General features: G+C 63.4%; 20 protein-coding genes and 1 other RNA gene. 10 read left to right on the top strand and 11 right to left on the bottom strand.

Annotation, left to right across the window (positions count from 1 at the left end):
• Window positions 1–6: 6 nt before the first annotated feature.
• Window positions 7–633, bottom strand: coding sequence for a DUF1826 domain-containing protein (locus LVJ94_43690; GenBank protein WXB03796.1), 627 nt, complete (start codon window positions 631–633; stop codon window positions 7–9).
• Window positions 634–821: 188 nt separating this feature from the next.
• On the opposite strand from LVJ94_43690, the gene LVJ94_43685 reads away from it, so the two are divergent.
• Window positions 822–1,421 (top strand): hypothetical protein, encoded by a 600-nt coding sequence (locus LVJ94_43685; GenBank protein WXB03795.1) that lies wholly within the window; start codon window positions 822–824, stop codon window positions 1,419–1,421.
• Between the two features lie 167 nt (window positions 1,422–1,588).
• Here LVJ94_43685 and LVJ94_43680 read toward each other — a convergent pair whose 3' ends face one another.
• The 4 genes from LVJ94_43680 to LVJ94_43665 are packed head-to-tail and all read right to left on the bottom strand — an operon-like array spanning window position 1,589 to window position 5,021.
• Entirely contained in the window at window positions 1,589–2,635 is a 1,047-nt protein-coding gene (locus tag LVJ94_43680) for an ABC transporter substrate-binding protein (protein WXB03794.1), read from the bottom strand.
• Window positions 2,636–2,665: 30 nt separating this feature from the next.
• Complete coding sequence (locus tag LVJ94_43675; protein WXB03793.1) at window positions 2,666–3,436, bottom strand: ABC transporter permease; 771 nt, start codon at window positions 3,434–3,436, stop codon at window positions 2,666–2,668.
• Window positions 3,433–4,233 (bottom strand): ABC transporter ATP-binding protein, encoded by an 801-nt coding sequence (locus tag LVJ94_43670; GenBank protein ID WXB03792.1) that lies wholly within the window; start codon window positions 4,231–4,233, stop codon window positions 3,433–3,435. Before LVJ94_43670 ends, LVJ94_43675 begins: the two co-directional genes overlap by 4 nt.
• Complete coding sequence (locus LVJ94_43665; GenBank protein WXB03791.1) at window positions 4,230–5,021, bottom strand: ABC transporter permease; 792 nt, start codon at window positions 5,019–5,021, stop codon at window positions 4,230–4,232. The genes LVJ94_43670 and LVJ94_43665 overlap by 4 nt, the downstream gene beginning before the upstream one ends.
• A 241-nt stretch (window positions 5,022–5,262) precedes the next feature.
• Here LVJ94_43665 and LVJ94_43660 point away from each other — a divergent pair, with 241 nt between their 5' ends.
• The 5 genes from LVJ94_43660 (at window position 5,263) to LVJ94_43640 (ending at window position 10,245) form a co-directional block, all read left to right on the top strand.
• Entirely contained in the window at window positions 5,263–6,696 is a 1,434-nt protein-coding gene (locus tag LVJ94_43660; protein WXB03790.1) for a BMP family ABC transporter substrate-binding protein, read from the top strand.
• A gap of 65 nt (window positions 6,697–6,761) precedes the next feature.
• On the top strand, window positions 6,762–8,192 hold the full coding sequence (locus tag LVJ94_43655; GenBank protein WXB03789.1) for an FAD-dependent oxidoreductase: 1,431 nt from the start codon (window positions 6,762–6,764) through the stop codon (window positions 8,190–8,192).
• 6 nt (window positions 8,193–8,198) lie between these two features.
• The gene (gene preA / locus LVJ94_43650; GenBank protein WXB03788.1) at window positions 8,199–9,551 is read left to right on the top strand and encodes an NAD-dependent dihydropyrimidine dehydrogenase subunit PreA; all 1,353 of its coding nucleotides are present in this window, start codon (window positions 8,199–8,201) and stop codon (window positions 9,549–9,551) included.
• 69 nt (window positions 9,552–9,620) lie between these two features.
• The gene (locus LVJ94_43645; GenBank protein WXB03787.1) at window positions 9,621–9,827 is read left to right on the top strand and encodes a hypothetical protein; all 207 of its coding nucleotides are present in this window, start codon (window positions 9,621–9,623) and stop codon (window positions 9,825–9,827) included.
• Window positions 9,828–9,933: 106 nt separating this feature from the next.
• Window positions 9,934–10,245, top strand: coding sequence for a hypothetical protein (locus LVJ94_43640; protein ID WXB03786.1), 312 nt, complete (start codon window positions 9,934–9,936; stop codon window positions 10,243–10,245).
• 203 nt (window positions 10,246–10,448) lie between these two features.
• Here LVJ94_43640 and LVJ94_43635 read toward each other — a convergent pair whose 3' ends face one another.
• From LVJ94_43635 to LVJ94_43615, 5 genes are all read right to left on the bottom strand, one after another.
• Complete coding sequence (locus LVJ94_43635; GenBank protein WXB03785.1) at window positions 10,449–12,530, bottom strand: amidohydrolase family protein; 2,082 nt, start codon at window positions 12,528–12,530, stop codon at window positions 10,449–10,451.
• Window positions 12,531–12,587: 57 nt separating this feature from the next.
• A complete protein-coding gene (locus LVJ94_43630) occupies window positions 12,588–14,114 on the bottom strand; it encodes a carboxypeptidase-like regulatory domain-containing protein (GenBank protein ID WXB03784.1) in 1,527 nt (508 codons plus the stop codon).
• 90 nt (window positions 14,115–14,204) lie between these two features.
• Window positions 14,205–15,659 carry a hypothetical protein gene (locus LVJ94_43625; GenBank protein ID WXB03783.1) on the bottom strand — a complete coding sequence of 485 codons (1,455 nt, stop codon included), beginning with the start codon at window positions 15,657–15,659 and terminating at the stop codon, window positions 14,205–14,207.
• A 2-nt stretch (window positions 15,660–15,661) separates the two neighbouring features.
• Entirely contained in the window at window positions 15,662–16,906 is a 1,245-nt protein-coding gene (locus LVJ94_43620; GenBank protein WXB03782.1) for a prohibitin family protein, read from the bottom strand.
• Window positions 16,907–17,058: 152 nt separating this feature from the next.
• Window positions 17,059–17,640, bottom strand: a complete 582-nt coding sequence (locus LVJ94_43615) for a hypothetical protein (GenBank protein ID WXB03781.1) — start codon at window positions 17,638–17,640, stop codon at window positions 17,059–17,061.
• Between the two features lie 133 nt (window positions 17,641–17,773).
• Between LVJ94_43615 and LVJ94_43610 the strand changes: the two genes are divergently transcribed.
• Both LVJ94_43610 and ssrA read left to right on the top strand, forming a co-directional pair.
• The gene (locus LVJ94_43610) at window positions 17,774–18,178 is read left to right on the top strand and encodes a VOC family protein (GenBank protein WXB03780.1); all 405 of its coding nucleotides are present in this window, start codon (window positions 17,774–17,776) and stop codon (window positions 18,176–18,178) included.
• Between the two features lie 49 nt (window positions 18,179–18,227).
• Window positions 18,228–18,584: a transfer-messenger RNA gene (gene ssrA, locus LVJ94_43605) on the top strand.
• 829 nt (window positions 18,585–19,413) lie between these two features.
• Here ssrA and LVJ94_43600 read toward each other — a convergent pair.
• Window positions 19,414–21,222 carry an NPCBM/NEW2 domain-containing protein gene (locus tag LVJ94_43600; protein ID WXB03779.1) on the bottom strand — a complete coding sequence of 603 codons (1,809 nt, stop codon included), beginning with the start codon at window positions 21,220–21,222 and terminating at the stop codon, window positions 19,414–19,416.
• A gap of 302 nt (window positions 21,223–21,524) precedes the next feature.
• On the opposite strand from LVJ94_43600, the gene LVJ94_43595 reads away from it, so the two are divergent.
• Complete coding sequence (locus LVJ94_43595) at window positions 21,525–23,372, top strand: DUF4157 domain-containing protein (protein ID WXB03778.1); 1,848 nt, start codon at window positions 21,525–21,527, stop codon at window positions 23,370–23,372.
• A complete protein-coding gene (locus tag LVJ94_43590) occupies window positions 23,369–24,091 on the top strand; it encodes a HEAT repeat domain-containing protein (protein ID WXB03777.1) in 723 nt (240 codons plus the stop codon). Before LVJ94_43595 ends, LVJ94_43590 begins: the two co-directional genes overlap by 4 nt.
• Window positions 24,092–24,100 lie beyond the last annotated feature (9 nt).

Raw genomic sequence — 24,100 nt, 5'->3', positions numbered from 1 at the left:
TACGCTTCAGGCCTCGTTGAACACGAGAACGATGCGCCGTGCGCCCTGATGCTCGATCGGTGCCGAGCGGTGCACGGCGCCGAGCGCGGCGTTGCCCGGGAACTTCGCGCCCTTCAAGAGCAGCACGTGCCCCGGCCGCGTTCGGCGCACACGGCGCGCGTCGGGAACGATGGCGCGGTTGATGACGGTAACGTCCTCCCACGGCTGATCCATCGCCGCGCGGTTCACGGCGTGCTCGGGCACCCATTCGGTGCCCGGGCCCGCGTACGTGCACAAGAGGCGCAGGCCGACGTAATCCATGTGGAACTTGCCGCAGCTGTTCGTGGTGACCACCGAGAACGAGGCGCGGACGGCATCTGCATTGGTAAGCCCCACGAAGCGCTCGAAGAGCAGCCGTAGATCCCGGTGCAGCTCCGCACGCTGCGCGCTCTCAGGAAGCGGCGCGAGCAGCGGCTCCCAACGCGGTGCGCGTGCGTCGAGCACGGTCTGTGTCGCGAAGCTCTGCGCGCCGGCGACACGCTGGAGCCACGATGCGAGCGGCCCCGAGAGGCTGCGCTGCCAGACGGCAACATTGATGGAAGTATGGAGGATTTCGTCGAGCCCGTCGGGGCTTCGAACCATCGCGTAGCTCACGCGTGGGACCTTAGACGCACCGAAGATGTTAATGCAACTTGATTGCGAATGTCTGGGTTCTGCTGCGGTTTCTAACGCGTCAGGCCAACGCTGTCGGCTCAGGTGCCAGACATCCGATGCGCACGCTGATGTCGCGCTCGTCGCTTACACGCGATACGTTGTTACTCAAGGCGGAGGATCGAATGCTCATGGATCGTCCGATCACGGATAAGGATCTCCATCAACGCGAATCATGGCGTGAGGCGCTCCAGGCGCGACGGCGTTCGTATGCCGGCTCGTACCGACTTGCTGGAGCTGCCGTGTTTCTTCTGGCCCTGGGCGGCGCAGCGGGTTGGTCGCTGCACGATGCGACCGCACCGGGGACGGTGGGCACGGCGCTGCTCGCCCGAGAGGCGGCAGAAAGCTACGCGGTGTACGAACCAGATCTGGTGCGCCCAGTCGAGATTCGCGCCGAGGGGCGCGAGGAGTTGCTCGGCTGGGTGTCGAAGCGTTTGCAGCATCCCGTCGCCGTCCCCAACCTCGCGGGGTATCGCTTCATCGGCGGGCGTCTCGTGGCCACGTCACATGGGCCTGCGGGCCTCTTCATGTACGACGACGACCACGGCACACGCCTCGTCATGTTCGTTCGCCCCATGTCCCTCGAGCGCGACAGCCCCATGTCGCAGCACACGCTCGGCGAGTTCATTGGCTTCGCATGGGCCGACAAGGGCATGGGCTACAGCCTCGTCGGCCGCACCACCGCGGACGTCCTGCACCCCCTGGCCGATCAGCTCCGTCGCCAGATCTGAGGCCTAAGAGAGAAATTCACAGGAAGACGGGAAGACGGGAAGGTTTTTGGGGTTTCCAATCCGCCAAGTGGGCGAATTGGAAACCCTAAAAAAAGCCTTCTGTGCCGCGCGTGCAGGTTCCCTTCCCGTCTTCCCGTCTTCCCGTTCAATCAAATCTTCTGAGCTTCCTACTTCTTCTTCGCGAGTTCGTAGATCTCGGGGGTGAAGGCGCTGTCCTCGGCCGGCTTCTTGATGACCTTGAACTTCAGGGCGATGTCGGCGGTGCGCCGGAATGCGGCCTTGTCCATCATGCCCGGCTCGGGGCCCGCGGGCGGACCCCACACCAGCTTGTTGACCTCGGCCATCATCCACGCCTGGTGATCTTTGCCGAGCGTGGGGCTTTGCTTCAGCACGACGTCGACGCACTCGTTCGCGTTGTCGCGGCAGGCTGCCCAGCCTTTGAGCGATGCACGCAGGAAGCGGGCGGCGATGTCCTTGTTCTTCGGATCTTTGGCCAGCCAATCCTCGCGGGCGAAGATCCCGTCCTCGAGCATGGCCGTACCCTCTTCGTTGAAGTCGATGAGCGACAGATCCTCGGGCTTCACGCCCGTGTCCAAGACCTGCTTGTACTCATTGTAGGTCATCGCGGCGGCGGCTACGACCTGCTTCGTGACCAGCAGGTTCATATCGAACGGCTGCTGCACCAACGTTACGTCTTTGTTGCGATCGATCCCGTATTTGTCGAGCGTGGCGAGCAGCTCGAATTCGTTGCCGCCGAACCACACGGCGACCTTTTTGCCCTTCAAGTCCGCGGGCGTCTTGATGCCCGACGATTTGAAGGACACCTCGCGCATGCCACTGTGTTGAAACACTTGCGCGACGTTCACGAGCGGCGTGCCCTGCTCGCGGGCGGAGAGAAGGCTGGGGAGCCAATCGATTCCAAACTCCGCGCCGCCGCCGGCGACGACTTGCTCGGGCACGATGTCCGGCCCGCCCGGAAGGATGGATACGTCGAGCTTCTCCTCCGTGTAGAAGCCCTTCGCTTTGGCCGCGTAATATCCAGCGAATTGGGCCTGGGTCATCCACTTGAGCTGCAGGCGAACCTTGTCCGCCTTTTCGACCGCGTTGCCGCTTTCACCTACTGCCGCCTTGTCCTGTTTGGAACATCCGGCGGCCGACAAGGCCATCGCGCCCAACGCGACCGATGCAGCCAACAAAATGGATCCTCGACTCATAGCGCACTCCCTCCAGTATTTTCGCTCTCGTCAGTTCCGCCGGAACGTGACGTGCCACGGTACGACTAGTCGCTCCAGCAATGCCATCGATAAGTAGAAGCCAATGCCCAATGCGCACGCCACGAAGATGGCGGCCCACGCCTCGCGGGTGTGAAACAGGCTCGCTTGGCTCTTGATGTACACACCGAGCGACGCGGCGCGTCCGCCGAAGTATTCACTTACCACCGCGCCGATCATCGACAGCGTGGTGCACACTTTGAAGGCCGTGAAAATGTACGGCAAGCTCGCGGGAAGGCGCAGTTTCAGGAAGATTTCCACGTCCGATGCCGCATAACTACGCATCAGCTCGACGGACGCTGCCGAGGGACTCAACAGCCCGCGCAACGCCGAAATGAACGTCGGAAAGAAGGTCATCATGGTGACGATGGCGACCTTCGACCCTTGATCCACACCAAACCAGACGATGGCCAGCGGTGCGAGCGCAATCACCGGCACCGCGCTGGTGGCAATCGCATAGGGCAACACGATTTCTGAGGCGGCGGGCCATCGACTCGCCAAGCCCGCGGCCAGCACACCGAGGCCGCACCCGACCGCAAACCCCATGAGCGCTTCTTGAAAGGTGAAAAAACCGGCCTCGACGAGCAAAGGGTAATGCTCCCCCAAGGTCTCCACGATGACGTGCGGCGCCGGCAAAAGGTAAAACTGGATGTGCAGCGCCCACACCAGCACCTCCCATGCGGCGATGGCCAACACGAACATGAACGCCGCCGGGAGGTACTCCCGTATCCAGGTGCTCTTCATGCTCCCGCCCCATCGACCACGGCCAGCGGCTCGTCCTCGCGCAAGGAGTGGCGCACTTCTTTCACCAGCTCGAAAAAGCGCGGCTGATCGCGCATTTCCGCGGTGCGCGGGCGCGGCAGATCGATGTCCACGATGGTCTCGATCTTCCCGGGGCGCGGCGACATGACCACCACGCGGCTGCTCAGGAACACGGCCTCCTGGATGCTGTGCGTGACGAAGACCACCGTGGACTTCTCCTGGCGTTGCCAGAGATTCAAGAGCTCGTGGTTCAAGCGCTCGCGCGTGAGTTCGTCCAAGGCGCCGAAGGGCTCGTCCATCATGAGGATCGGCGGGTGGAACACCAGCGCCCGCGCGATGGCCACGCGCTGCTGCATGCCGCCAGACAGCTGCCACGGGTGATGGTTCTCGAAGGCGCCGAGCCCCACGAGCCGCAACATCGCCCGCGCCTTTTCCTTGGCCTCGGCGGACGGCACGCCCATGATCTCGAGCGGCAAGAGCACGTTGCGCAAAACCGTGCGCCACTCGTAGAGCACCGGCGATTGGAACACCATGCCGAACTCGCGATCGAGCCGGGCCTGGCGGGGGGATTTGCCATTGATGCGAATCGTCCCGTGCGTGGGCTGGTCGAGATCGGCAATGTTGCGCAGCAAGGTGGATTTGCCGCAACCCGACGGCCCAATCAGCGAGATGAATTCGCCAGGGGCAATCTTCAACGTGGCATCGACCAAGGCTCGAACCTGGCTTTTTCCGCTGCCATACAGCTTGCTGACGGCGTCGACTTCGATGACGAAGCTCATACCGCGGCCTCACCTTCGGAAGCGGAGGAGCGGGGCTTCCATGTGACGATGAGGCGTTCCATCAAGGCGACGAATGCGTAAAAGGCAATACCAATCAAGGCCGAAATCAAGATTGCGCTCCACAGGTTGGCCGGGCGCCAGTTGTAATATTGAGCTGCGTTGATGATGACCACGCCCATGCCGTACTGACTTCCCACGGGCAACTCGCCCACGACGGCGCCGATGACGCTGGCCGTCGCCGAGATGCGCAGGGCGGTGAACAAGTAGGGCAAGCACGCGGGCAGGCGCAGCTTGAAGAAAATCTGTGTGGGGCTGGCGGCGTACGACTCCATGAGGGCCACCGCCTCGCGCTCGACCGACTTGAGGCCGCGCAGCACGTGGATGGTCACCGGAAAGAAGGTCAAATACGCCGCGATGACCGCCTTGCTGACCCACGAGGTGCCCAGCCACACGACCACCATCGGCGCGATGGCCAAGATGGGCACCGTCTGCGAGGCGATGACGTAAGGCAGCAATCCACGCTCGACCAGCGACGAGCGCGCGAAGGCGAGGGCCAACGCGAATCCCGCCACGCCGCCGAGAACGAAGCCAATGGCCGCCTCCCCCGCGGTCACCCCGGCGTTCTCCAGCATGATGCTGAGCATCCACTGCCCATCGCCGCTCTCGCGAAAGAACTCGGCGAAGATCTGATGAATGTGGGGCAGCTTGTGGACGGGGATATCGAACAGAGCCTTTGCAGCCTCCCAAAAAGCGGCAAGGGCTATCACCACACCGACGGAGATGAGCATACGCGTGCTCCTTTCTCGCCGGTTAGGTAGCGTTCCCACTGGAACGTGCGTCATTTGACTCAAGTCCTTCATGCGGACGTGAGCTTATGTCCAAGCCCAGGCGGTTGGGTTGGTAATTTCACATCGATCGCGAGGGCCGAACCGAAGGGTGGGGCGCCACAGCAATGATGACACCTGAAGGGCTCCGTGGAACAATTGCCCCATCTTTGGTTGGCTTATCCAAAGGAAGGGGTACCGGACAATGAGGGTAGGTTGGCACGTTGCGAGGGCGGGCCTCGTGATCCTTCTCGGCAGCACCATGCTGAATGCGGGAGGTTGCTCGCTCGTCGTCGAGAAAGAGATCGAAGGAAAGGGGATTGGGAGTCTTTGCACCGCGAACGGCGACTGCCACGCCGGCGTGTGCGAGCAAGGTCTCTGCAGCGCGAAGTGCACGGGCGATGGTGATTGCCCCTCGCCCACGAAGTGCGTCCAGAAAACGGGCTATTGCTCGACCCCGCTCCGCGCCGGTTTCATGTACGTCGGCGTTCTCGAGGATCAAGGTTGGAGCTACATCCAAGATCAGGGACGAAAGGCTGCGGAGCAAGCGCTCCCCTACCTGTCGACGGATTTCACGCTGAGCGTGGTCACGGACGATCAGGTCAACAGCGCGGCGCGTACCATGATCGCCAAGGGGGCCAACGTCATCGTGCAGACGTCCCAGGGGGGCACCGCGCCCATGGCGAAATTGGCGCAGGATTTCCCTGCGGTGACGTTTTTGCAGCTTTACAACAAAACGGTGACCCCGCCCAATCTGGGCTCGTATTGGGTCAAGCTGCAGCAGTCGTGGTACATCGCGGGCTACGTCGCGGCGAAGAAGTCCAAGACGGGGCGCGTTGCGTGGATTGGTGGTTACGTCTCTCCCCAGGGCGTGGTGCGGGCCAATGGCTTCATTCGCGGCGCGAAAAGGGCAAACCCCAACATCAAAGTCGACATTCGATGGGTCGGTTTTTGGTTCGATCCGGGGAGCCCGGTCAATGGCAAATATCGCGAGACGGTGTTGACCGAGCAGGCCCTCGACGCGGGTGCTGACATCGTGATTGGCAACATCGACAACGAGCGGCCCTACGACGTCGTGAAGCAGCGGCATGCGAAGAATCCGGATGTCTGGTCCATCGAGACGAACAACCGCGCTTCATGTGAAAGGTACAAGGAGTCGTGCCTTGGCGTGGCATGGATCGATTGGGCACCGATCTACATCGATCAACTGGATCAGATTCATCGCAAGACGTGGCAACCCGGTTACGTGCATCGTGGGATGGCGGAGGACTTGAACCAGAGCCCCGTGGGATTCACGCCTTCGAGTGACAACTTGGGCGACGTCGACATTAAGCTCGAGATCGGGAAGATGAGCACGGATTTCGCCAAAGATCCGGAGGCACCGCTCCGAGGTCCTTACAACATCTCCGGGGCCCAACGCGAGCCGGTGGGGGAGGGCGAGATCATCGGCGAGGACGAGTTGCTGAAAATGTGTTGGTTCCCGGAGGGGGCCGTCGAAAAGTCGGTTCCTGACGACCCGACCTCCGCCGACAGGGCCGCGACCGTTCCCATTGGGGACAAAACCTTCTTGAAGAAAGAGTTGCTAAGTCCCGAAAACCAGGGCCTCGCCGATCCGCCGGACTGCCGAAAGAACCTTTGACGACAGCGGCTTGACCGATTCGTTGCGACGGTGCGAAGGTTTCTCTTTTGACGGAGTAGAAATACGTGAATTCCGTTTCCGAAGATGTGAATCATTCCACCGTCCACGGTCTGGAAAATTCGAATGGGGCGCGGGCAGGTGAGGGCCCGGGCGAAGCGAGGACGCGGCTTCCCAAGAACCGCGTCGAGCTCGAATTGCTCGACAAAAAGCCCACGATGACGCCCGCCGAGGCCAAAGCTGAAGCGGACCGCTGTCTCTATTGCCAAGATGCGCCATGCATCAAAGCGTGTCCGACCGAGATCGACATCCCGACCTTCATCAAGAAGATCGCGAGCGACAACGTCCGCGGCAGCGCGAAGACGATATTCGAGCAAAACCTGCTTGGGTATTCGTGCTCTCGCGTATGCCCGGTGGAAGTCTTGTGCGTCGGCTCATGCGTATACAACGCATGGCATCGCGAGCCGATCGCCATTGGCCGTTTGCAGCGGTATGCGACGGAGCAGGCGACGGCACCCGGTAAACCGGTGCTGTTCACGCCAAAGGCGCCTTCGCGCCGCAAGGTGGCGCTCATTGGCGCGGGGCCGGCGTCGCTTTCTTGCGCAGGGTACCTCGCGCTGGAAGGGCACCAGGCGGTGATCTTCGAGAAGCGCGCCTTCGCGGGCGGGCTCAATACGACGGGCATCGCTCCGTACAAGCTTCACGTGGAAGATTCGCTGCACGAGGTCGAATGGCTCGAGCAGCTCGGCGTCGAGGTTCGCACTGGCGTGGAGGTCGGCAAAGACGTCCGCGGTGAAGACCTGTTGAAGGATTACGATGCGGTGTACATCGGCGTCGGCCTCGGGGAGGACACCAAGCTGCGCATCCCGGGCGAAGACGGCCCTGGCGTGTTTGGCGCCACCGCGTGGATCGAGACGATGAAACTCGCTGCCGTCGGCGCGACGAAATTGGGGCGCGTGCTGGTCATCGGCGGCGGCAACACCGCCCTCGACGTCGCACGCGAGTGTGCCCTGCTCGGCGCCGCGGAGGTCAGCATGGTGTACCGGCGCGACGTCGCGTCGATGAGCGGCTACGCGCACGAGCTCGAGGGGGCGCGCAAGGAAGGCGTGCGTCTCGTCACCCACGCGACCCCGGTGGCGTTCGAGCGCGATGCGCAAGGTAAGCTTACGGGACTCCGGGTACGGCGGATGGCTCCCCCTCCCCAACCCTCCCCCGGAGGGGGAGGGGGCACCAATGGTGCCCAGTTGGAGGAGATTATTCCCTGTGACACGGTGGCCTTGGCCATCGGGCAGTCGAAGATGCATGCCATTGCCGCGGAGTTTCCTGGGGTCGCGCTCGATGCCAAGGGCTGCATCGTGGCCGACCCGAACAACGGTGCCACCGGCCACGCGAAGGTGTTCAGCGGCGGCGACTGCATCAACGGCGGCAAAGAAGTGGTGAATGCGGTGGCCGACGGCCGAAACACGGCGCGCCACCTCGACCAATTGTGGAGCTCGTAGCAAGCCATGGCCGATTTGAGCATCGATTTCGCGGGCATCAAGAGCCCGAATCCGTTCTGGCTTGCCTCCGCACCGCCGGCGAACAGCGGCGAACAGATCATGCGCGCCTTCGACGCAGGGTGGGGCGGCGCGGTCTGGAAGACCTTGGGCGATCCCATCGTGAACGTCTCCAGCCGCTTCGGCGCGCTCGATTACGGCGGGCAAAAGGTGATGGGCTTCACCAACATCGAGCTCATCTCGGATCGCCCGCTCGAGGACAACCTGCGCGAGGTGCGCGAGGTCAAAAAGCGCTACCCGAAGCACGCGGTCGTCGTCTCGGTGATGACCGAGACGCGTGACGACTGGCGCGTGCTCATTCGCCGCTGCGAGGATGCGGGCGCGGACGGGCTCGAGTTGAACTTCGGCTGTCCGCACGGCATGTGCGAACGCGGCATGGGGTCGTCCGTCGGGCAGGAGCCGCGGTTGCTCGAGGAGATCACCTCGTGGGCGAAGGAGTTCGCCAAGACGCCGGTGCTGGTGAAGCTCACGCCGAACGTGGGCGACATTCTGGAGCCGGGGCGCGCGGGCGTGCGTGGTGGCGCCGACGGCCTGTCGCTGGTCAACACGTTCAAGAGCATCATCTCGGTCGATCTGGATCGCATGGTGCCCGAGCCGCGCGTCGGCATGGACTCGACCAACGGCGGCTACTGCGGCCCCGCGGTGAAGCCGATTGCGCTGCACATGGTGGCCTCCTTGGCACGCGATCCGCGCATCGGCATTCCGCTGAGCGGTATTGGAGGCATCTCCAATTGGCGCGATGCTGCGGAGTTCATCGCCCTCGGTTGCACCAGCGTGCAAGTCTGCACCGCGGTGATGCACTACGGCTTCCGCATCGTCGAGGACATGATCGATGGCCTGAGCAACTACCTCGACGAGCACGGCATGAAGAGCGTGAACGATCTTCGCGGTCGCGCCGTGCGGCAATTCCGCGAGTGGGGAGAGCTCGACCTCGGGTACCAAATCGTCGCGCGCATCGATTCCAACAAGTGCATCGGTTGTCAGCTCTGCGTCTCGGCCTGCCACGACGGTGCACACCAGTGCATTTTCACGGGCACCGAAGATCGAGCGCGCCCGCCGCACGCCCACGCCCCGCATGCCATCGCGAAGGCGCCGCGGCCGCAGGTCATCGGCGCCGTTGCGGGCGATCGCGTTCCCTGGGTCGACGAGCCCGAGTGCGTCGGCTGCAACCTGTGCGCCTTGGTCTGCCCCGTGCCGGGGTGCATCACCATGGAGCAAACCTCCGCACCCACGGGCGACACGTGGAACCGCCGTGTGGAAGAAGGTCGCAACAAAGTTCCCGGCGGCATTCACGAGTTCTAGGATTTCGTGATGTAACTCGGGGCGACGGACTCGCCGCAACTTCGGGGTGGCGAGGTCGAAATGAAGAGCATGACGGATCGAAAAGAAACCGTCGCGCGGCGGCTGGCGGAAGCCGCCCGCGAAGTGCTCTCGACCGACGGGGCCGATCTGCGCGCCCTCCGATTTGCGCTTTCCCGCTGGGAGGAGTGCGAGCTCGTTTCGCCGCCCGCCCGTGACGACGTTCCGCCTTCAGGAACAGCCCCGCAAGCGGGACCTGGGGCGCACGCCCACGGTTGACGTTCGCCGTACCAACGTCGCCCAGCGCCGGCCCTCAGCTTTTTGTACGCAACGCGCCATCCTCCGCGGTCGAAGGGTGACTCAGACCAAAGGAAGGTTCCCCACCATGGATGCGATCGCGCGCGACACCTCGCCCATCGAAGCCCGATTCATGCACATGCTCTCGCAGATCTTCGAGGACGGCATCATCACGGACGACGAGCGTGTCACCTTATGGACGGAGGTCGCCACCGGCGGCCTCGCGGCCTCACGGGTCGACGGCCTGCTCCTTCATTTCCTGCAGGAGCAATTCGCCGGCTTTGCCGCGGACGGCATCATCACCGACGAAGAACGCACCCGCCTGCGTCTCATGGTCGACGTCCTCGGCATCGCGGACGTTCACCTCCCCGACGAGATCCGCCGCGTGCTGCAGGCCTGACTGGCGCGCACAAAAGAAAGACACCGCGCAAGGCCCGGGGGGGGAGAGCCATCAACGCGGTGTCACGGGAAGAGATTGCGAGGGTTGTGCCAGCGTCCAACCTTCGGTTTTCTCGGCGATTTCCGATCGAGCCCGGCTCGAATCCTTGAAGAAGTGAAATCGCAGCTTTCACTTCTGCGACGCGCACTTCTTGCGCGAGGGAATCAGCGCTTCACACCCATGGCCTCGTGAAGGTCGCCAGCGGGGTACACCACACCCGCGCGCACGGTGGTCGTGATCTTGCGAAGGTCTTCGATGCGCTCCAGCGGATCGCCGTCGACGACGAAGAAGTCCGCATCCTTGCCCACGGCGATGGAGCCCGACGTCTTGTCGCGCCCCATCACCCGCGCCGAGCCCAGGGTGGCCAATTGAAGGACATCGCCCGTCGGAATGCCCGCCCGCGTGTAAAGGGCGAGCTCGTGGTGCAGATGGAGCCCGCCGCCCGCGTCCGTGCCCGCGACGATGGGGACGCCGGCATCGTGCAGCGCCTTGGCCATCTGAAGCATCTTGCCGAACGCTTGCTTGTAATGCTCGTCCTTGCCCTCGGGGACCTTCAGGCCTCTGGTGAGGTATCCGCGCTGAACCTGCAACGGCAGCCGTTCAACGAGCGATGTATAGCTGGGCACAATTTGCCCCGGACGACCGAGGAACTGCTCCTCGAACACGTTCAACGTGGGATCGACCACCGTCTTCCGCTCGCGCAGCAACTTGATGAAGTCTTGGGCCGGTTTCGAAGCGATATCGAACGAGGGCGCTTTGTCGGCGACCAGCGTAAATCGCAATAGGCTTCGCGTGTCCGTGTCCTTCTCGACGAAGAAGTTCAGAAACAGCATGTTCATATGCTGAATCTCGTCATACCCCGCGCGGACGGCGTCTTCGGCGCGCATGAACGCGGGGATGTGGCCGCTCACGCGCATCTTCTTTTCGTGCGCCCGTCGCGTCAGGAGCGGCACGAGCTCGGGCTTGATCGAATTGTAGATCTTGATGCCTTCCCAACCGCGCTTGGCATAGAAGTCGACGGCGGCCTTGGCTTCTTCCTCGGTCGTGGCCGTGATTTTCGAACCGGCCGCACCCGCACCGCGGCCTTCGATGAAGCCGGAACGCAGCACGTGCGGTCCCACGGCGGTGCCCTCGTCGAAGTGCTTCTTCAGTTCATCGACGAAGTCCGGATCGTTGCCGAGATCTCTCGCCGTGGTGACGCCGGCGGCGATGTCCAGCATGCCCTCTTCTCGGCCCAGATGGGCGTGCATCTCCCAGAGGCCTGGCGCGAGAGCCTTCCCCGTGAGGTCGACCACCTCGGCCCCTTTGGGGACCTTCGCGCCCTTCGACGGGCCGAATGCCACGATTTTACCGCCAACCACCGTCACGGCATGATCGGGCAGCCAACGCTTCTTCGCGACGTCCAGCACCCGAGCGTGCTGGAACACGATTCCCTCGGCCGGTGGCCGGTGCGCGAATCGCGCGACTTGGTCGGTCTCCCTCTTGGCGTCGAACGTTTTTTCGGCCGCCACCAGCGTGTCGTTCGCGCCTTCCCAACCCTCGGGGAAGTACCACCACCACGTACCGGCGAAACCGAACAACGTGCCGTCTTCCTCTGCCCAGAGATACTGCGGAAGGAAGTCGAGCCCAGAGATACCCCAGGCCACGAGGCGCTTTTCTTGATCGCCGGCGCGCACCGTGGCGGTCCCGAAGCGTTCGAGCCGTGCCTCGCCTTCGGGCAGAAGCGCCAGCTTGCCGCCGTGTTTCTGCAGCGCCGCGAAGAGGAGCTCCGTGACTTCGGGCACCGGCGCAATGGGGATGTAGAACGCGGGGCCCGTGAATTCCTTTTCGCCCTGTTCCTCGACGCTCTTCCACCGGGCGCGTGTCTTTCCCCCGCGGGTCTCGATGGAAAAGGATTCGTCGATGGGATTCTTTTGGGTGTGCGTGCCCTTGGCCTCGAACGAGGCCAGGGTGCCATCCGCCGCGACTTTCCAGTGCCCGTCGACTTTGGGGCCGCGCCCGTTGTTGATGTACTGGTACGCAAACTCCGCACTTCCGTCGGAGTGCGTCGTGATGACGTTGCCTCCCGCCTTGCGCGAGAGCACGGTGACGCTCCGACGGATGACCTTGGTGTCGGCCTTGGGGGCGGGGGCGGTGATGGGCGGCGCCGCGCTTGCGACGCTCGGAGCCGGTGCAGCGGGCGGGGACGAACCACACGCTGCAAGCGCTGGAAGCAGCACGAGACCAAGAAGGGGCGCGGATTTCATACCCATTCGTTCGGCCACGTCGCTGCCTCCGTTGCGGGCGATGTTCAGCGCTTCAGCTCAGTGCACGATGATCGGCGGCGGAGGCTCGTGGTCGTTGGAGATGCACGACGATAGGTCGAAGAGCATGAACTCCAGGGCCTTTTCCTGCGGGGACAGATCGACGCTGGTGAAGCTACCCGGTTTGCCGAAGCCCTGGCAACCCGCGGGGAACTGCGTGCCCTGTTTGCCGGCGATGTCTTGCGTGGCGCCGGAGGAGACGTGCATGTCGGTGAAGACCGCGCGGCCGCAGACTTGGTCGTCCGTGGCGCCGATGGGCGCGTTGTAGGACATGAGCTGGACGGCTGCAGGGTCGCTCGTCTTGGCTGCGTCGGGGTAGTGCGGCACCTCGCTCCATTCCGTGGCCACCGGTTTGACGGAGGCGAGCACCGCACGCGCGTCTTTGATGGCGAGCTGCCCTTTCGTCGTGGTCGCCTTCACGTTTTGCAGCCAGTCGGCGAAGGCCGCACCCTTGGGGAAGTCGGTGCGGATCGTGGACATGTGCGTCTTGCCTTCCACCTCCGGCGCCTCGAAGTTCCACCCGCCCGTCTTCTTCACCGCGTCGGGACCCTCGCTGAAGAAGTACTCGTGCCAGTGCGAGGCGAAGACGCGGCCGCCCATCGACTCGTAGTCGTAGAGCGCTTGGCGTGCGGCCGGTGGCTTGCTCTTCGTATTTCGGCCGCCCTCGCACGAGAGAATCACCATGTCGTACTTCTTGAGCGCATCCACCGTGTTCCATAGGTCCGTCGACTTCGGGAAGGCCTTGCCGTCTCCGAATCCCGCGCGGAAACCCGAGGTGGAATAGGCGCGCTCGTCCGGATCCTCTTCCTCGAGGAGGTCTTCGCCTTTGTAAAGGTGGACGCGGCCTTCGCCTCCCTTGCTGGTGAACTCGCTGATGTCGATGCCCATGCGCAGCGGCAGGCACTCCATGGAGTCCGCCCCACCCGTGGTGATGGCCATGAGCGGGATGTTCCCCTCCGCCCGGGTGCGCGGCAGACGCGTTTGATTCTTGTCCGCGAGGGCGGTGTTCGTGCAGGCCGAGACCAGCGGAATCTTGATCTCGCGCCGCCACTTGCCCAGCTGGATCACCAGCGGGATGTCCTTGCCGACGGGCATGTTGGGAATCTTGAATTCACCCTTGGCATTGGTCTGGACGCCGGTGAGCGGGTTGCCCGAATAGAGCTTTCCATCGCATCGATCGCACGAGGCGCCCGTTTGGATCGGCTCCACCGGCGCGTTGGGCACGTACACGACGACGTTGTAGAGAGGAACCTTGCCGGCAGGATCGTAGACGATGCCGGTCACCGTGGTGTCGCCCCCGTTCGGGCATTGCACCTGCTGCTGGCACAAACCGGTGCACGGCCGTGCGTCCGTGCCGGGCTGTCCGCCCTCGCCGAAGTTGCCGCCGTGGTTCTCGTCGCCCAATCCGCCGTCTTGGGTTCGATCGTTGAAACTCGATTCGTTGTCGCTACCGCAGCCTGGAGCGAGCACAAGCGTGGCTGCACAAGCCGCAAGAAAGCCGATAAGCCACGTTGATCCCCTCTTCATGAAAGCACCCCGCAAAAGTCGTTTTCGTCGTTAGGGTCACGAAAATATCGCGAAGTGTAAGTTTACGTCGTCATCGTGCGATGCGCCACATCATCGCAGCGCCAATGTTCCCTGCTGCCAATCGGCGGTCTTCCATTTCTGGAACGTGGGGAAATTGGCGAGGCTCGCGGCTTGCTTTTCGACGCGGAGACTGTCGGTTGCCACGACCTGGAAGCTTCGCTGGATGCGCGGTGGCGTGGTTCGCGGCGCGCCGACAGGCCCGCTCACGCGCGACTCGCGCACGAGGAGAAGACGCGCGCCGTCGGCCGAGAAGCCCGCAAGCTCGACGTACCCCAGCTCGGGATCGACGGTGGCCGGCGTCACGGTGTCGGCGATCCAGTTGGCCGGCGCGCCTGGAGAGGCGTGGAGCACGAGCAATTCGCTCCATCCTGGAAGCGGCTGCACGGTCATGGCCACCGCGGTCTCGTGCGGGGCCACGCGGATCGACGAAGGCCACACCACGCCGTAGGTGCAATGCTGGAAGGGCTCCTTTTGCGTCGCCTTTTTCACGCGCACGCAGGTTTGCCCGGGCTCCCCCGCCGCGAGCTCCACGCTCAGGCCTTTGGCGGCCGGTGCCGACTCCTCGGCCCAGCGCACGGTGGCCACACGCAGCGCGGCCTCGTCGTACGCGAGGAGATCTTCGTCCGCCAGGGCGGTGCGATCGGCGGTGAGAAACTCGCGCTTCGCGGCATCGCTGGCTTGCTTCGCGAGCGCGCGTTCGCCTGCGCGCGCCGCCGAATACGCGAGCTCCGCCTGCACCGCCGCGCGCCGCAGTCGTAGCCGTGCGCGCTCGTGCGCGGGGACGCCCGCATCGAGCTTCGTCGGGTCCACCGTGTCGAGCACGCCCGCGCGCCACTTCGCCAGGGTGAGCGCGGCGCTGGCCCCGAGGGAAGGGTCGGCGCAGTCCGGATCGGTCAATCCAAGCGCCGCACGGACGCGTGCCCGCCCGCTTCCACCCAGGGCGAGCACGCGTCGGTAGGCTTCGCCGTCGTAGCAAACGCGGGTCTGCCCCTCGCGCTCGAACCGGACGAAGTGCACGCCGTAGCTCTCCGCCGCCTCGAGTTGCGCGGCCAGTACTGCGTCACCCGTTTTGACGACACGCTCGGAGGCGCGCACGCCGAGCCGCTCGGCCATCGTTCCCAGCGCATCGAAGGCGTCGGCACCGACCTGCGTCGCCGGCGCCGCCCGCAAGTACAAGGCGACGTAGCCGATGCCGAGCGACTCTTGTCCGGGCGCATCCCGCAGGTAGTCGACGAGGGCGGCGAGCTTCGGGGCGGTGCTTTCCTCGACGGTGTAGCTGCGCACCATCGACGGATGCACGTAGCCCGCGCGCTCGTGGCGATGATCGTACACCTGGAGGTAGCCTTGCCGTTCCCCGCGCACCTCGAGCCAATCGCCCGAGGCGAGCGTGGTTTGGCGCGGTGCGTTTGCGTGGGAGGCCGCACGCAAGGGCACCTGATTCTGAACGACGAGGGCAACGGTGAGCGCGAGGGCCGGCAGTATCATGGCTATTCCTGTCCTTGGCTAGGGGCCTTGGCCGAGGCCTGCGACGGCGGCGGCTGCTGCCCGAGGAGGCCGTTGGCGAAGAATCCGCTCTGCGGCGGGGCGATGATGACCTGCACCTTGTCCGACAGCTTGTCGGCCACCGTTTTCTGGATCAAAAGCGGATTCTTCGCGATGAGCGCCGAGTCGCGTTCCAGCTGCGCCGATTGCGCTTTGCCGGTGGCATCGATGCGAAAGGCCTCGGCCTCGGCGAGCTTGCGGCGTGAATCCGCCTCGCCCGCCGCCTCGATGCGCCGCGCATCGGCCTCGCCCTCGGCCTGCTTCACCCGCGCCACCTTCGTAGCCTCTGCCTCGAGCCGCTTTTGCTCGATTTCCTTCTCCTTGAAGGGCAGCACATGTTTCATCGCTTCCGCGCGCGATTTGGCGGCGATGATTTCCTCCAGGCCGGCGGCCTCCGCGGCCTTCTCGCGTTTGACCTTGTCGGCGTCCGCCTCGAGCGCCGCCTCGCGGACCTGCTTGTCTTTGAGCTCCAAAGTGTACCGCATTTTCTCGGAGGAGAGCTCTTCGGCGAGCATCGATTCCAGGCCGGCCCGGTATTCCTTGGGAAGATCCACCGCGCCGATGAACACCGAGCGCAGAAGGATGCCGTCGGGGATCAGTTGCGGTTTGAGCTGGTCCTCGAGCTCCTTTTGAATGTCGCTGCGCTTTTCGGAAAAGATCTCGCGCACGGTGTGCTTGGCGAAGGTGCGGTGCAGGACGCCGTCGACGGTGGGCTCGACCAGCTCGCGTCCGACGTCGGCGGGGCGCTCGGCGACGGCGACGACCTTTGCGGGATCCAGCGCATATCGGACCGAGACTTCGACGCCAATCGAGAGGCCTTCGACGGTTTGGAAGGGCGCCTCGGCATCGGCGTGGGCGCTTCGTTCGGAGCGGTAAATCTGGTCGCGAAGCGGGAAAAGTCGCAACTCGTGCAAGAGCGGGACGTCGAAGGCCCATCCCTCGCGCAACGTGGAGACGCCGCCGGTGAGGCGGTTGGCGCGAACGCCGATTTCACCCGGCGGAATCGAGCGTATGGGGCGCAGAAGCATGAGGCCCCCGGCGCCAAGGACGAACGCCGCGACGGCGAGCACGCGCCTCCCTCGTTCGGTTCCGACGGTTTCGAGAATACCAAGTACCGTTGCCCATGCCGCGGCGCGCGACAGGACACCTATTTTGCGAAAGAACGCACCCAACGATCGCAGAAAGCGCATGACGACCTCCGGCCTGTCGCGCACTGCAGCCGCCGCGCCATGATCGATAATCGGTATTTCGCCGGTGGCGGGTTCTGCGGTCGTGTCCCGCGGGGAATGTTCCGCGCGGTCGCCGGGACACAGCGCTCCACGCCCGCGGACGTTGGGAGAGGTTAGCTCTTTCCCGACCAGCGCTCGTCGACGATGACCGACGTGATCGTATAAACGCAGACCGCCGCGCCCTGTCGAAAACAGGTTGGCTGCGAGACGAGGGCGGGCGCACCCACGGCCGCCAAGGCGGCTTTGATGATGCCCTGCTCCATGACGCAATGATGCGGTGTGTTCTTTTCGAGCTCCGCATAGCCGGGCTCGAAGCGCAGGACCTTCCACCCGCCGATGCCCGTTCCACGGTTCGCGTGGTGGTACATGGCGTCGAAGCTGTGGAGGATGTCGCGTGCGGAGGATGCCGAGGCGAGCACGCGCTCCTCGTGCGAGAGGCTGAAGACCATGCGCCCCATACGAAGGAGGCCGTAGTAGCCGACCCGTTCGTCGAGCTTTTCCATGAGCTCGAGGAGCCATCCGATGGGGTACCAACCATCGGGTTTCACCTCGGAGAGACGCCGCACTTCGTCGTCGCCGAGCACCTGTTCAGGTAGAGACAGGGTTCGCAGCACCGAGAGGATATCGGAGCCAATCGTCTCATGATTGGTGCCCGAATAGCCTCGGGGTCGTCGGGCTGCTGCGGCGGTAGCCAAGGACGAAAGGGTAGAGCACAGCCCGCCTTCCGGGGAAGGGCTCGAGTGCGCTTGGGCCATGTGCGCCAAGGGCGCATGCGCTGCGCACGAAAGCTGACAGAAGGCTGTCGGTGGTGGACCGCACATTTGACGCATGAAAAACGCGGTGAACTGGTTCGAGATTGCCGTGAACGATTTGGAGCGGGCGGTGAAGTTCTACGAGGCGGTGCTTCGTATCGAGCTCAGGCGGGAGACGACCGAGGACCTCGAGCTGGCGATTTTTCCGTCGGACGCGGAGGGAGCCGGTGGGGCGCTTTCGTTGAGCCGGCATCGGGCGCCGAGCCCGAATGGGTCGCTGGTGTATTTGAACGCCACGGGGGTGCTCGACGAGGTGCTCGCGCGCATCGAGCCGGCCCGTGGGCACGTGCTCCTGCCGAAGACGGACATCGGCGATCCCGGTTTCATCGCGCTTTTCAGCGACAGCGAGGGCAACGTCGTCGGCCTGCACGCGCCGCATGACGGGCCGCCCGGCGGGGCGTCCGGCGAACGAGGCTCTTGACGCGGCGGCGCGCATCTCTATCTTGCCGGGTCTCGACGTACCTCATTTCGGGGGCGATCGGCTTCGACGGAGATGTCAACGGCATTGCGGCGTACCGTGGCCCGCTGATCCACGTAAAAATCCGCGGAACGTCTAGTTGCGAACGATAACGCACTCGCTCTCGCTGCCTAAAAAACAGTAGAAGCCGTCCGACCGAAGGGCCCGCCAGCGCCCTCGGAAGGGCGTCAACAAGCTGGCTAGCCAAGTGTCGGGTTACCGGGCCCAAGGCGAAACCAAACAGGTGACTAGCTCCAAGAGAAGCCTGCCGATGGGCGTCCCCTGGAGCAAATTAAAACCTCGGCTACGTACGTAGAAGCGTGTCGCGTGCCATTTTCGGACCCGGGTTCGATTCCCGGCGCCTCCACCCTGATCAGCGAAAAAGGCCCCTGCGGGGCCTTTTTCGTTTCCCATCGCTAGGTCATCGCCGTTCCTGTACTCGCAAAGCCTCGTACAGGAACGGTCGATTCCCGGCGCCTCCACCCTGATCAGCGAAAAAGGCCCCTGCGGGGCCTTTTTCGTTTCCCATCGCTAGGTCATCGCCGTTCCTGTACTCGCAAAGCCTCGTACAGGAACGGTCGATTCCCGGCGCCTCCACCCTGATCAGCGAAAAAGGCCTCTGCGGGGCCTTTTTCGTTTCCCATCGCTAGGTCATCGCCGTTCCTGTACTCGCAAAGCCTCGTACAGGAACGGTCGATTCCCGGCGCCTCCACCCTGATCAGCGAAAAAGGCCTCTGCGGGGCCTTTTTCGTTTCCCATCGCTAGGTCATCGCCGTTCCTGTACTCGCAAAGCCTCGTACAGGGACGGTCGATTCCCGGCGCCTCCACCCTGATCAGCGAAAAAGGCCCCTGCGGGGCCTTTTTCGTTTCCCATCGCTAGGTCATCGCCGTTCCTGTACTCGCAAAGCCTCGTACAGGAACGGTCGATTCCCGGCGCCTCCACCCTCCCATCGCGAGGGCATCGGCGGGCGGCATCATCTCTCTCTCGGGCGAGCGGACTCCGCAGGACATCTGGCTGATGACATGCAATCACGCCGATGGTGACAAGAACGCAGAAACAATATGCAGGTCCACTCTGGCAGGGTTCAGATTTCGGGATCGGTGAGGTGAAGAACCTGCCGTTGATTCACGAGCACGGAATGTTGGTCGTGCGAGAAGGCTGGATGGATACTCCGAACTGGTTGGTGCTCGGAGGTACGTCACCGTGAGTGGCATTTCAATTGGGGTTCGGCCCAGTCCGAGCCGTCGAAGACGCTGCTTCCACCGGAACGGCCGATGAGATCATTGATCTCACCTCCGGTTCGTCCGACGACGATGAGTCGCAGCATGGAGACATCGCGGATGTCGACGGTGATGTGCTTCGCCGGGTTGCCGTGTTGCATGATACCGCTGTCATAGAGCTGGCGGCCGTCACCCCATACTTCGAAGCTCACAGCCCCCCATGCTTTGCTGCCATCGTCGACGCCCACGTAGCTCGTAAAGGTGGAGCACCGTCGATTGGTGCGCCACGCGAGTTGGGTTGGCGCACCGAGGATGCCGAAACCCTTTGCATACTTCACCCCGGCGATGGACATCGAGGCCGGAGGCGGAGGCGGGGTCACCGGCGAGGGCGGTGCCCGGTCGATGGCAACGTTCGAAATGCCCGTGGCGGTATCGATTCGATTGGATGTAGCGTGCGCCCAATGCACGGAACCAAGGGGCACGATGCCCTCGAAGACGGGCTCCTTGCCGACGATTCGAAGCAATGTGGTCCCGTGCGGGGGAACGGTCGTCGTGTACGATGAATGAAAACTACCGACGTCCTGACGGGCCCAAACGTCGCGAACGAGGACGCTTTCCGCCTCGTCGAGACCCAAATCGGCAAAGCGCACGGCCATGGCGGCAGGGGCGGTGCCTTCATTGAGAAGAGCCACGGCACGCGCGCCCGGCTCCTTCAAGGGTTTCGCCAGAATGTGCGTCTCCGCGGGCGCGTTCGCCGTTGCAATCTCGGAGGCACCGAAGTTCGACGCATCCTGATCGATGGCAATGACCTCCGGATTGGTGAGCAATGCCAGAGTCTCCGCCGATTGGGTGCGAATGTCATTTCCCGCAATGAGCGGTGCGGACATGATGGCCCAGATCGAGACGTGCGAGCGGTCTTCCTCTGCGGTCAATACGCCACGCCCCACCTCCAGGGCATCCATGTCGTTGTGAAACCACGGCAAGTTGTACGCGGGGGCGGCGATGCGGGCGGTGTCGATGATGCGCGCGACGCTGGTCCAATCGTTCTTGATGTCGGATGCAATGCGCGCCGCGTTCCCCAGCGCCGTCGCACGCCAACCATCGGGGGTGTGCAAAAAGGCGTCGGGCCGTGTGACGTAGTGCAAATCCAGATAGATTCGCTTTCCCGTTTTCGCGGCGATGCGCTCGATGGCATCGTGCATGGCGACGAAGCTGTCGTGAGGACCGTCGCAGTTGTCGTATTTCAAATAATCGATCCCCCAAGACGCGTATGTAGCCGCGTCCTGTTCCTCGTGGCCGAGGCTCCCCACCAACCAGGGCCGTGGATTCTTCGTACTACGGCCGGCACAGGTCAATGTGTAATTCGTCGAATACAAACCGAGTTTGAGCCCTTTGCCGTGCACGTATTCGGCGAGGGCCTTCATGCCACTGGGGAACGTAGTGGGATTCGCGAGGATGGTGCCGTCTTCATCACGGTTTTGCATCCAGCAATCGTCGAGGCTCACGTATTCGTATCCGGCATCGCGCATGCCGCTGGAAACCAGCACATCGGCGACTTGCTTGATCAAGCTCTCGTTGATGCTGCAGCCGAACGTGTTCCACGAATTCCACCCCATCACGGGGGGGCCGAAGTGCCGCGGCGGCCGACGTGCCGATGCCGAAACCTCGAGCGACTCGGGCTGGCGAATCTCGGGCCCCGACGCCGCGCTCCCGCCATCGCCGCATTCCGCCAACAGCCCGCCACCGGCCACTACGCCCAACACGACTCCGAGGTTGCTCCAGATCATCTCCACCTCCTCAGGCACGTCCCGTATACATCCGATGTATACACTACAAATGGAGGTGTGTTAGCAAAAATGCGCGAATGATCCATCGATCGAGTGGCGTATACGTCCTATGTTTTGGGCTGTCTGGTTGCCGCTGCCGCCGACCACGAGGACGCCATCCCGTTGCAACGGCAACGTCCCACGTTGCAGTGTGCAACAGGACCGCCAACAACTTTCGGATATTTCGATGTCGAGTATGAAGTACGGAACTTGCTTATCGTGGAGCATTGCCGAACCCGAGCGGCAAGAGGAAGGTCATCCCCATGTCATCTGGCCGAATGCTCATGCAAAGGTCGACACCCGCAGTCGCGAGCCGTGTCGCTCGGGAGCCCAACGCCGCGCACCTTCGCCGTGCCACCTTGGATTCCGAGTCGGCCGTGCCGGGGGGCGAGCCATATGCTGGGCGAGGCTTCGCGCACGACTTCTCCGCGGTGCCGGCCCATGGCACTCCGTTCACCTTCCGCAAGCAAGAGTCGAATGTCCCATCCGACGTTCAGCCAGTCCAGCGCGCCTGTGCGGCGTGCAGCGGAGGGGCCAGCCCGTGTCCGACCTGCGACGAAGAATCGACGCAGCAGCTTTCCGTTCAGCGCACCGCCCTTCGTGCTAGCGCGCTCCCGACGGACGACAGGGGCCCGAAGGCCGGGCCCACGCGAATCCATGCCGCGGCCGCGCGAGGTACGAGCGGACCGAGTGGGTCGTTGCCCTTCTTGGAGCAGATCCAGCGATCGTTTGGGCGGCACGACGTATCGCAGGTCCGAGCACATCGAGATTCGGCCGCCGCGGCGGGGGCCGCTGCCATGGGCGCGGAGGCCTTTGCCACCGGAAATCACGTGGCGTTTGCCGGGAACCCGAGTTTGCGCACGGCGGCTCACGAGGCCGCGCACGTGATTCAGCAACGCGGTGGCGTGCAGCTGCACGGCGGCGTCGGGCAAGAGGACGATGCATACGAGCGACACGCGGATGCCGTCGCGGAGCTCGTCGTGCAAGGCAAATCGAGCGAGGCGCTGCTCGATGCCTATGCGGGTGATTCCCCAGCCGGGCCTTCTCGGCCCGTGGTGATGCGCAAAGAGCTTTTCTCGAGCACGGTGAACATCTGCCGCCGTTTACTGAAATCGCGTGATTTCAAGGTGTCGCAAGGAGGATTGGCAGTAAGTATCGAAGCCTTTTGGCACGGCCCCGAAGACGGGGCTTCGAGTTGTGCGTCGCATCGCAGCCATCCTTACAACGTCACTTTGAGCCAATCGGGACTCCTCCGCGACCCCGACTACGGCACGTGTGAGTTCGACCCGCAACGTTCGAGCACACGCATCTGGAAGAACCTGCCGCCGTCCGCCGATTATTATTTGACGATTTGGACGAACAATACGAATCCGAATTGTTGTCTCGATGGCGACATCCGAGTCTCCGAAGACGCGAATCTCACCGGGGAGTCTTGCACGGTAATCCCGGACAGCGCGCTGGAGATTCTCCACGGTGCGCTGGACATCGCCGGATTGATTCCCGCTCTTGGAGCCATTCCCGATGGCATCAATGCCGGCATTTACCTCATCGAGGGCGATTGGACGAATGCTGGACTCTCCGCTGCAGCGATGGTGCCCATCTTCGGTGAAGGTGTCACCCTGACGAAGCGGGGGATACGAGTTACCCGAGCCGCCATCAGCAAGGCGGGCAAGGAGACCATCGAACAAGGCCTGAAGAATGCTGTGAAAGAGGGCGAGAAACTCGCCGAAAAGGGGGCAAAAGAGGCTGAGAAGGCGGCGTTGGAGGCCGAGAAGGTCGCAAAAAAAGAGGGGGCCGAGAAGGCGGCGAAGGAAGGGACCGGGAAAGGCGCGAAAGAGGCGGAGAAGGAGGCGGACGAGGCCGCAAAGAAGGATAAAAAAGAAAAGAACAAAGGAGGAAAGTGGACCTGCTATGGTCATAGTGCCGTGCTGCAAATACCAAGTGCGTTACCGGAGTTTCCATGCCCGTTCGATGGCCAATACGTCGATGGCCCTCCCATGAGTGCTCCGAGTGAAGACGCCGCTTGTCTCGCGGCGAAGCATGCGTTCAACGCCATGATGCCGCGCGGATGCCGCCCCAAACACCTTGCATGTCGATGTACGAAGCGATGAAACCCGATAGCGAGTTCAAAGAAAAATTGGACGCCTTGGTACTCAGCATCGCCGCGGAAGGTCGGGCGCAAGTGCAGAAGACGATCACGACCGTCGTCAACGCCGGCGGCGTCTCCGAGAGTGCCCTTCGGGGTATCGTGTGCGACCGCAACCGCGGCACGTCGTTGCGATTGGACGCGTGTTGGCTGCTTGCGCGATTGGGCATCGAGTCCGCGGACGATGAGCTCGAAGCGTTGATGTCCGACCCTTCCGAGCAACTACGCGAGGAGGCTGCCGTGGGACTCGGTCTCGTATCGCAAGGCAAGGCCGTCGATGTGCTCTTGAAAGCGCTCGAGCAAGATAGCTCCAAGCCAGTTCGATTGGCGGCCCTCCATGCCTTGGGCATTCTGAGCTCGCCCCGGCCCGAGTCCGCGGCCGCCGTGATGAGGGTGCTTCAAGACTCGACGGAAGACGATGATACGAGAGCCGATGCGGCCGAAGCCCTGGCGCACGTCAAGGGCGAGCACATCGTCGATGCCCTGATAGCTGCCCTTCACGACCGTTCTCCGTTGGTGCGATATTCGGCTGCCTATGCGCTCGGAGAGCAGGGCGACAGGAGAGCTCTTCCCGCGTTGAACGAAATCGCGTCGCGCGATCACACGGCGACGCCGTGGGGGACGGTTGCGTCCCGCGCGCTCGATTCGATTGAAGGCATCACGAACCCGAATCGATGCGACTGACCCATTCTT

Source organism: Sorangiineae bacterium MSr11367 (genome assembly GCA_037157805.1).
GTDB classification, from domain to species: domain Bacteria; phylum Myxococcota_A; class Polyangia; order Polyangiales; family Polyangiaceae; genus Pendulispora; species Pendulispora rubella.
This window is presented reverse-complemented; position numbering and strand designations above follow the sequence as displayed.

Bases quoted from the DNA above. Each gene is read 5' to 3' on its own strand.
- LVJ94_43685 (WXB03795.1), top strand. From the start codon at position 822: ATGGATCGTCCGATCACGGATAAGGATCTCCATCAACGCGAATCATGG.
- LVJ94_43680 (WXB03794.1), bottom strand. From the start codon at position 2,635: ATGAGTCGAGGATCCATTTTGTTGGCTGCATCGGTCGCGTTGGGCGCG.
- LVJ94_43675 (WXB03793.1), bottom strand. From the start codon at position 3,436: ATGAAGAGCACCTGGATACGGGAGTACCTCCCGGCGGCGTTCATGTTC.
- LVJ94_43670 (WXB03792.1), bottom strand. From the start codon at position 4,233: ATGAGCTTCGTCATCGAAGTCGACGCCGTCAGCAAGCTGTATGGCAGC.
- LVJ94_43665 (WXB03791.1), bottom strand. From the start codon at position 5,021: ATGCTCATCTCCGTCGGTGTGGTGATAGCCCTTGCCGCTTTTTGGGAG.
- LVJ94_43660 (WXB03790.1), top strand. From the start codon at position 5,263: ATGAGGGTAGGTTGGCACGTTGCGAGGGCGGGCCTCGTGATCCTTCTC.
- preA (WXB03788.1), top strand. From the start codon at position 8,199: ATGGCCGATTTGAGCATCGATTTCGCGGGCATCAAGAGCCCGAATCCG.
- LVJ94_43645 (WXB03787.1), top strand. From the start codon at position 9,621: ATGACGGATCGAAAAGAAACCGTCGCGCGGCGGCTGGCGGAAGCCGCC.
- LVJ94_43640 (WXB03786.1), top strand. From the start codon at position 9,934: ATGGATGCGATCGCGCGCGACACCTCGCCCATCGAAGCCCGATTCATG.
- LVJ94_43635 (WXB03785.1), bottom strand. From the start codon at position 12,530: ATGAAATCCGCGCCCCTTCTTGGTCTCGTGCTGCTTCCAGCGCTTGCA.
- LVJ94_43630 (WXB03784.1), bottom strand. From the start codon at position 14,114: ATGAAGAGGGGATCAACGTGGCTTATCGGCTTTCTTGCGGCTTGTGCA.
- LVJ94_43625 (WXB03783.1), bottom strand. From the start codon at position 15,659: ATGATACTGCCGGCCCTCGCGCTCACCGTTGCCCTCGTCGTTCAGAAT.
- LVJ94_43620 (WXB03782.1), bottom strand. From the start codon at position 16,906: ATGCGCTTTCTGCGATCGTTGGGTGCGTTCTTTCGCAAAATAGGTGTC.
- LVJ94_43610 (WXB03780.1), top strand. From the start codon at position 17,774: ATGAAAAACGCGGTGAACTGGTTCGAGATTGCCGTGAACGATTTGGAG.
- LVJ94_43600 (WXB03779.1), bottom strand. From the start codon at position 21,222: ATGATCTGGAGCAACCTCGGAGTCGTGTTGGGCGTAGTGGCCGGTGGC.
- LVJ94_43595 (WXB03778.1), top strand. From the start codon at position 21,525: ATGTCATCTGGCCGAATGCTCATGCAAAGGTCGACACCCGCAGTCGCG.
- LVJ94_43590 (WXB03777.1), top strand. From the start codon at position 23,369: ATGAAACCCGATAGCGAGTTCAAAGAAAAATTGGACGCCTTGGTACTC.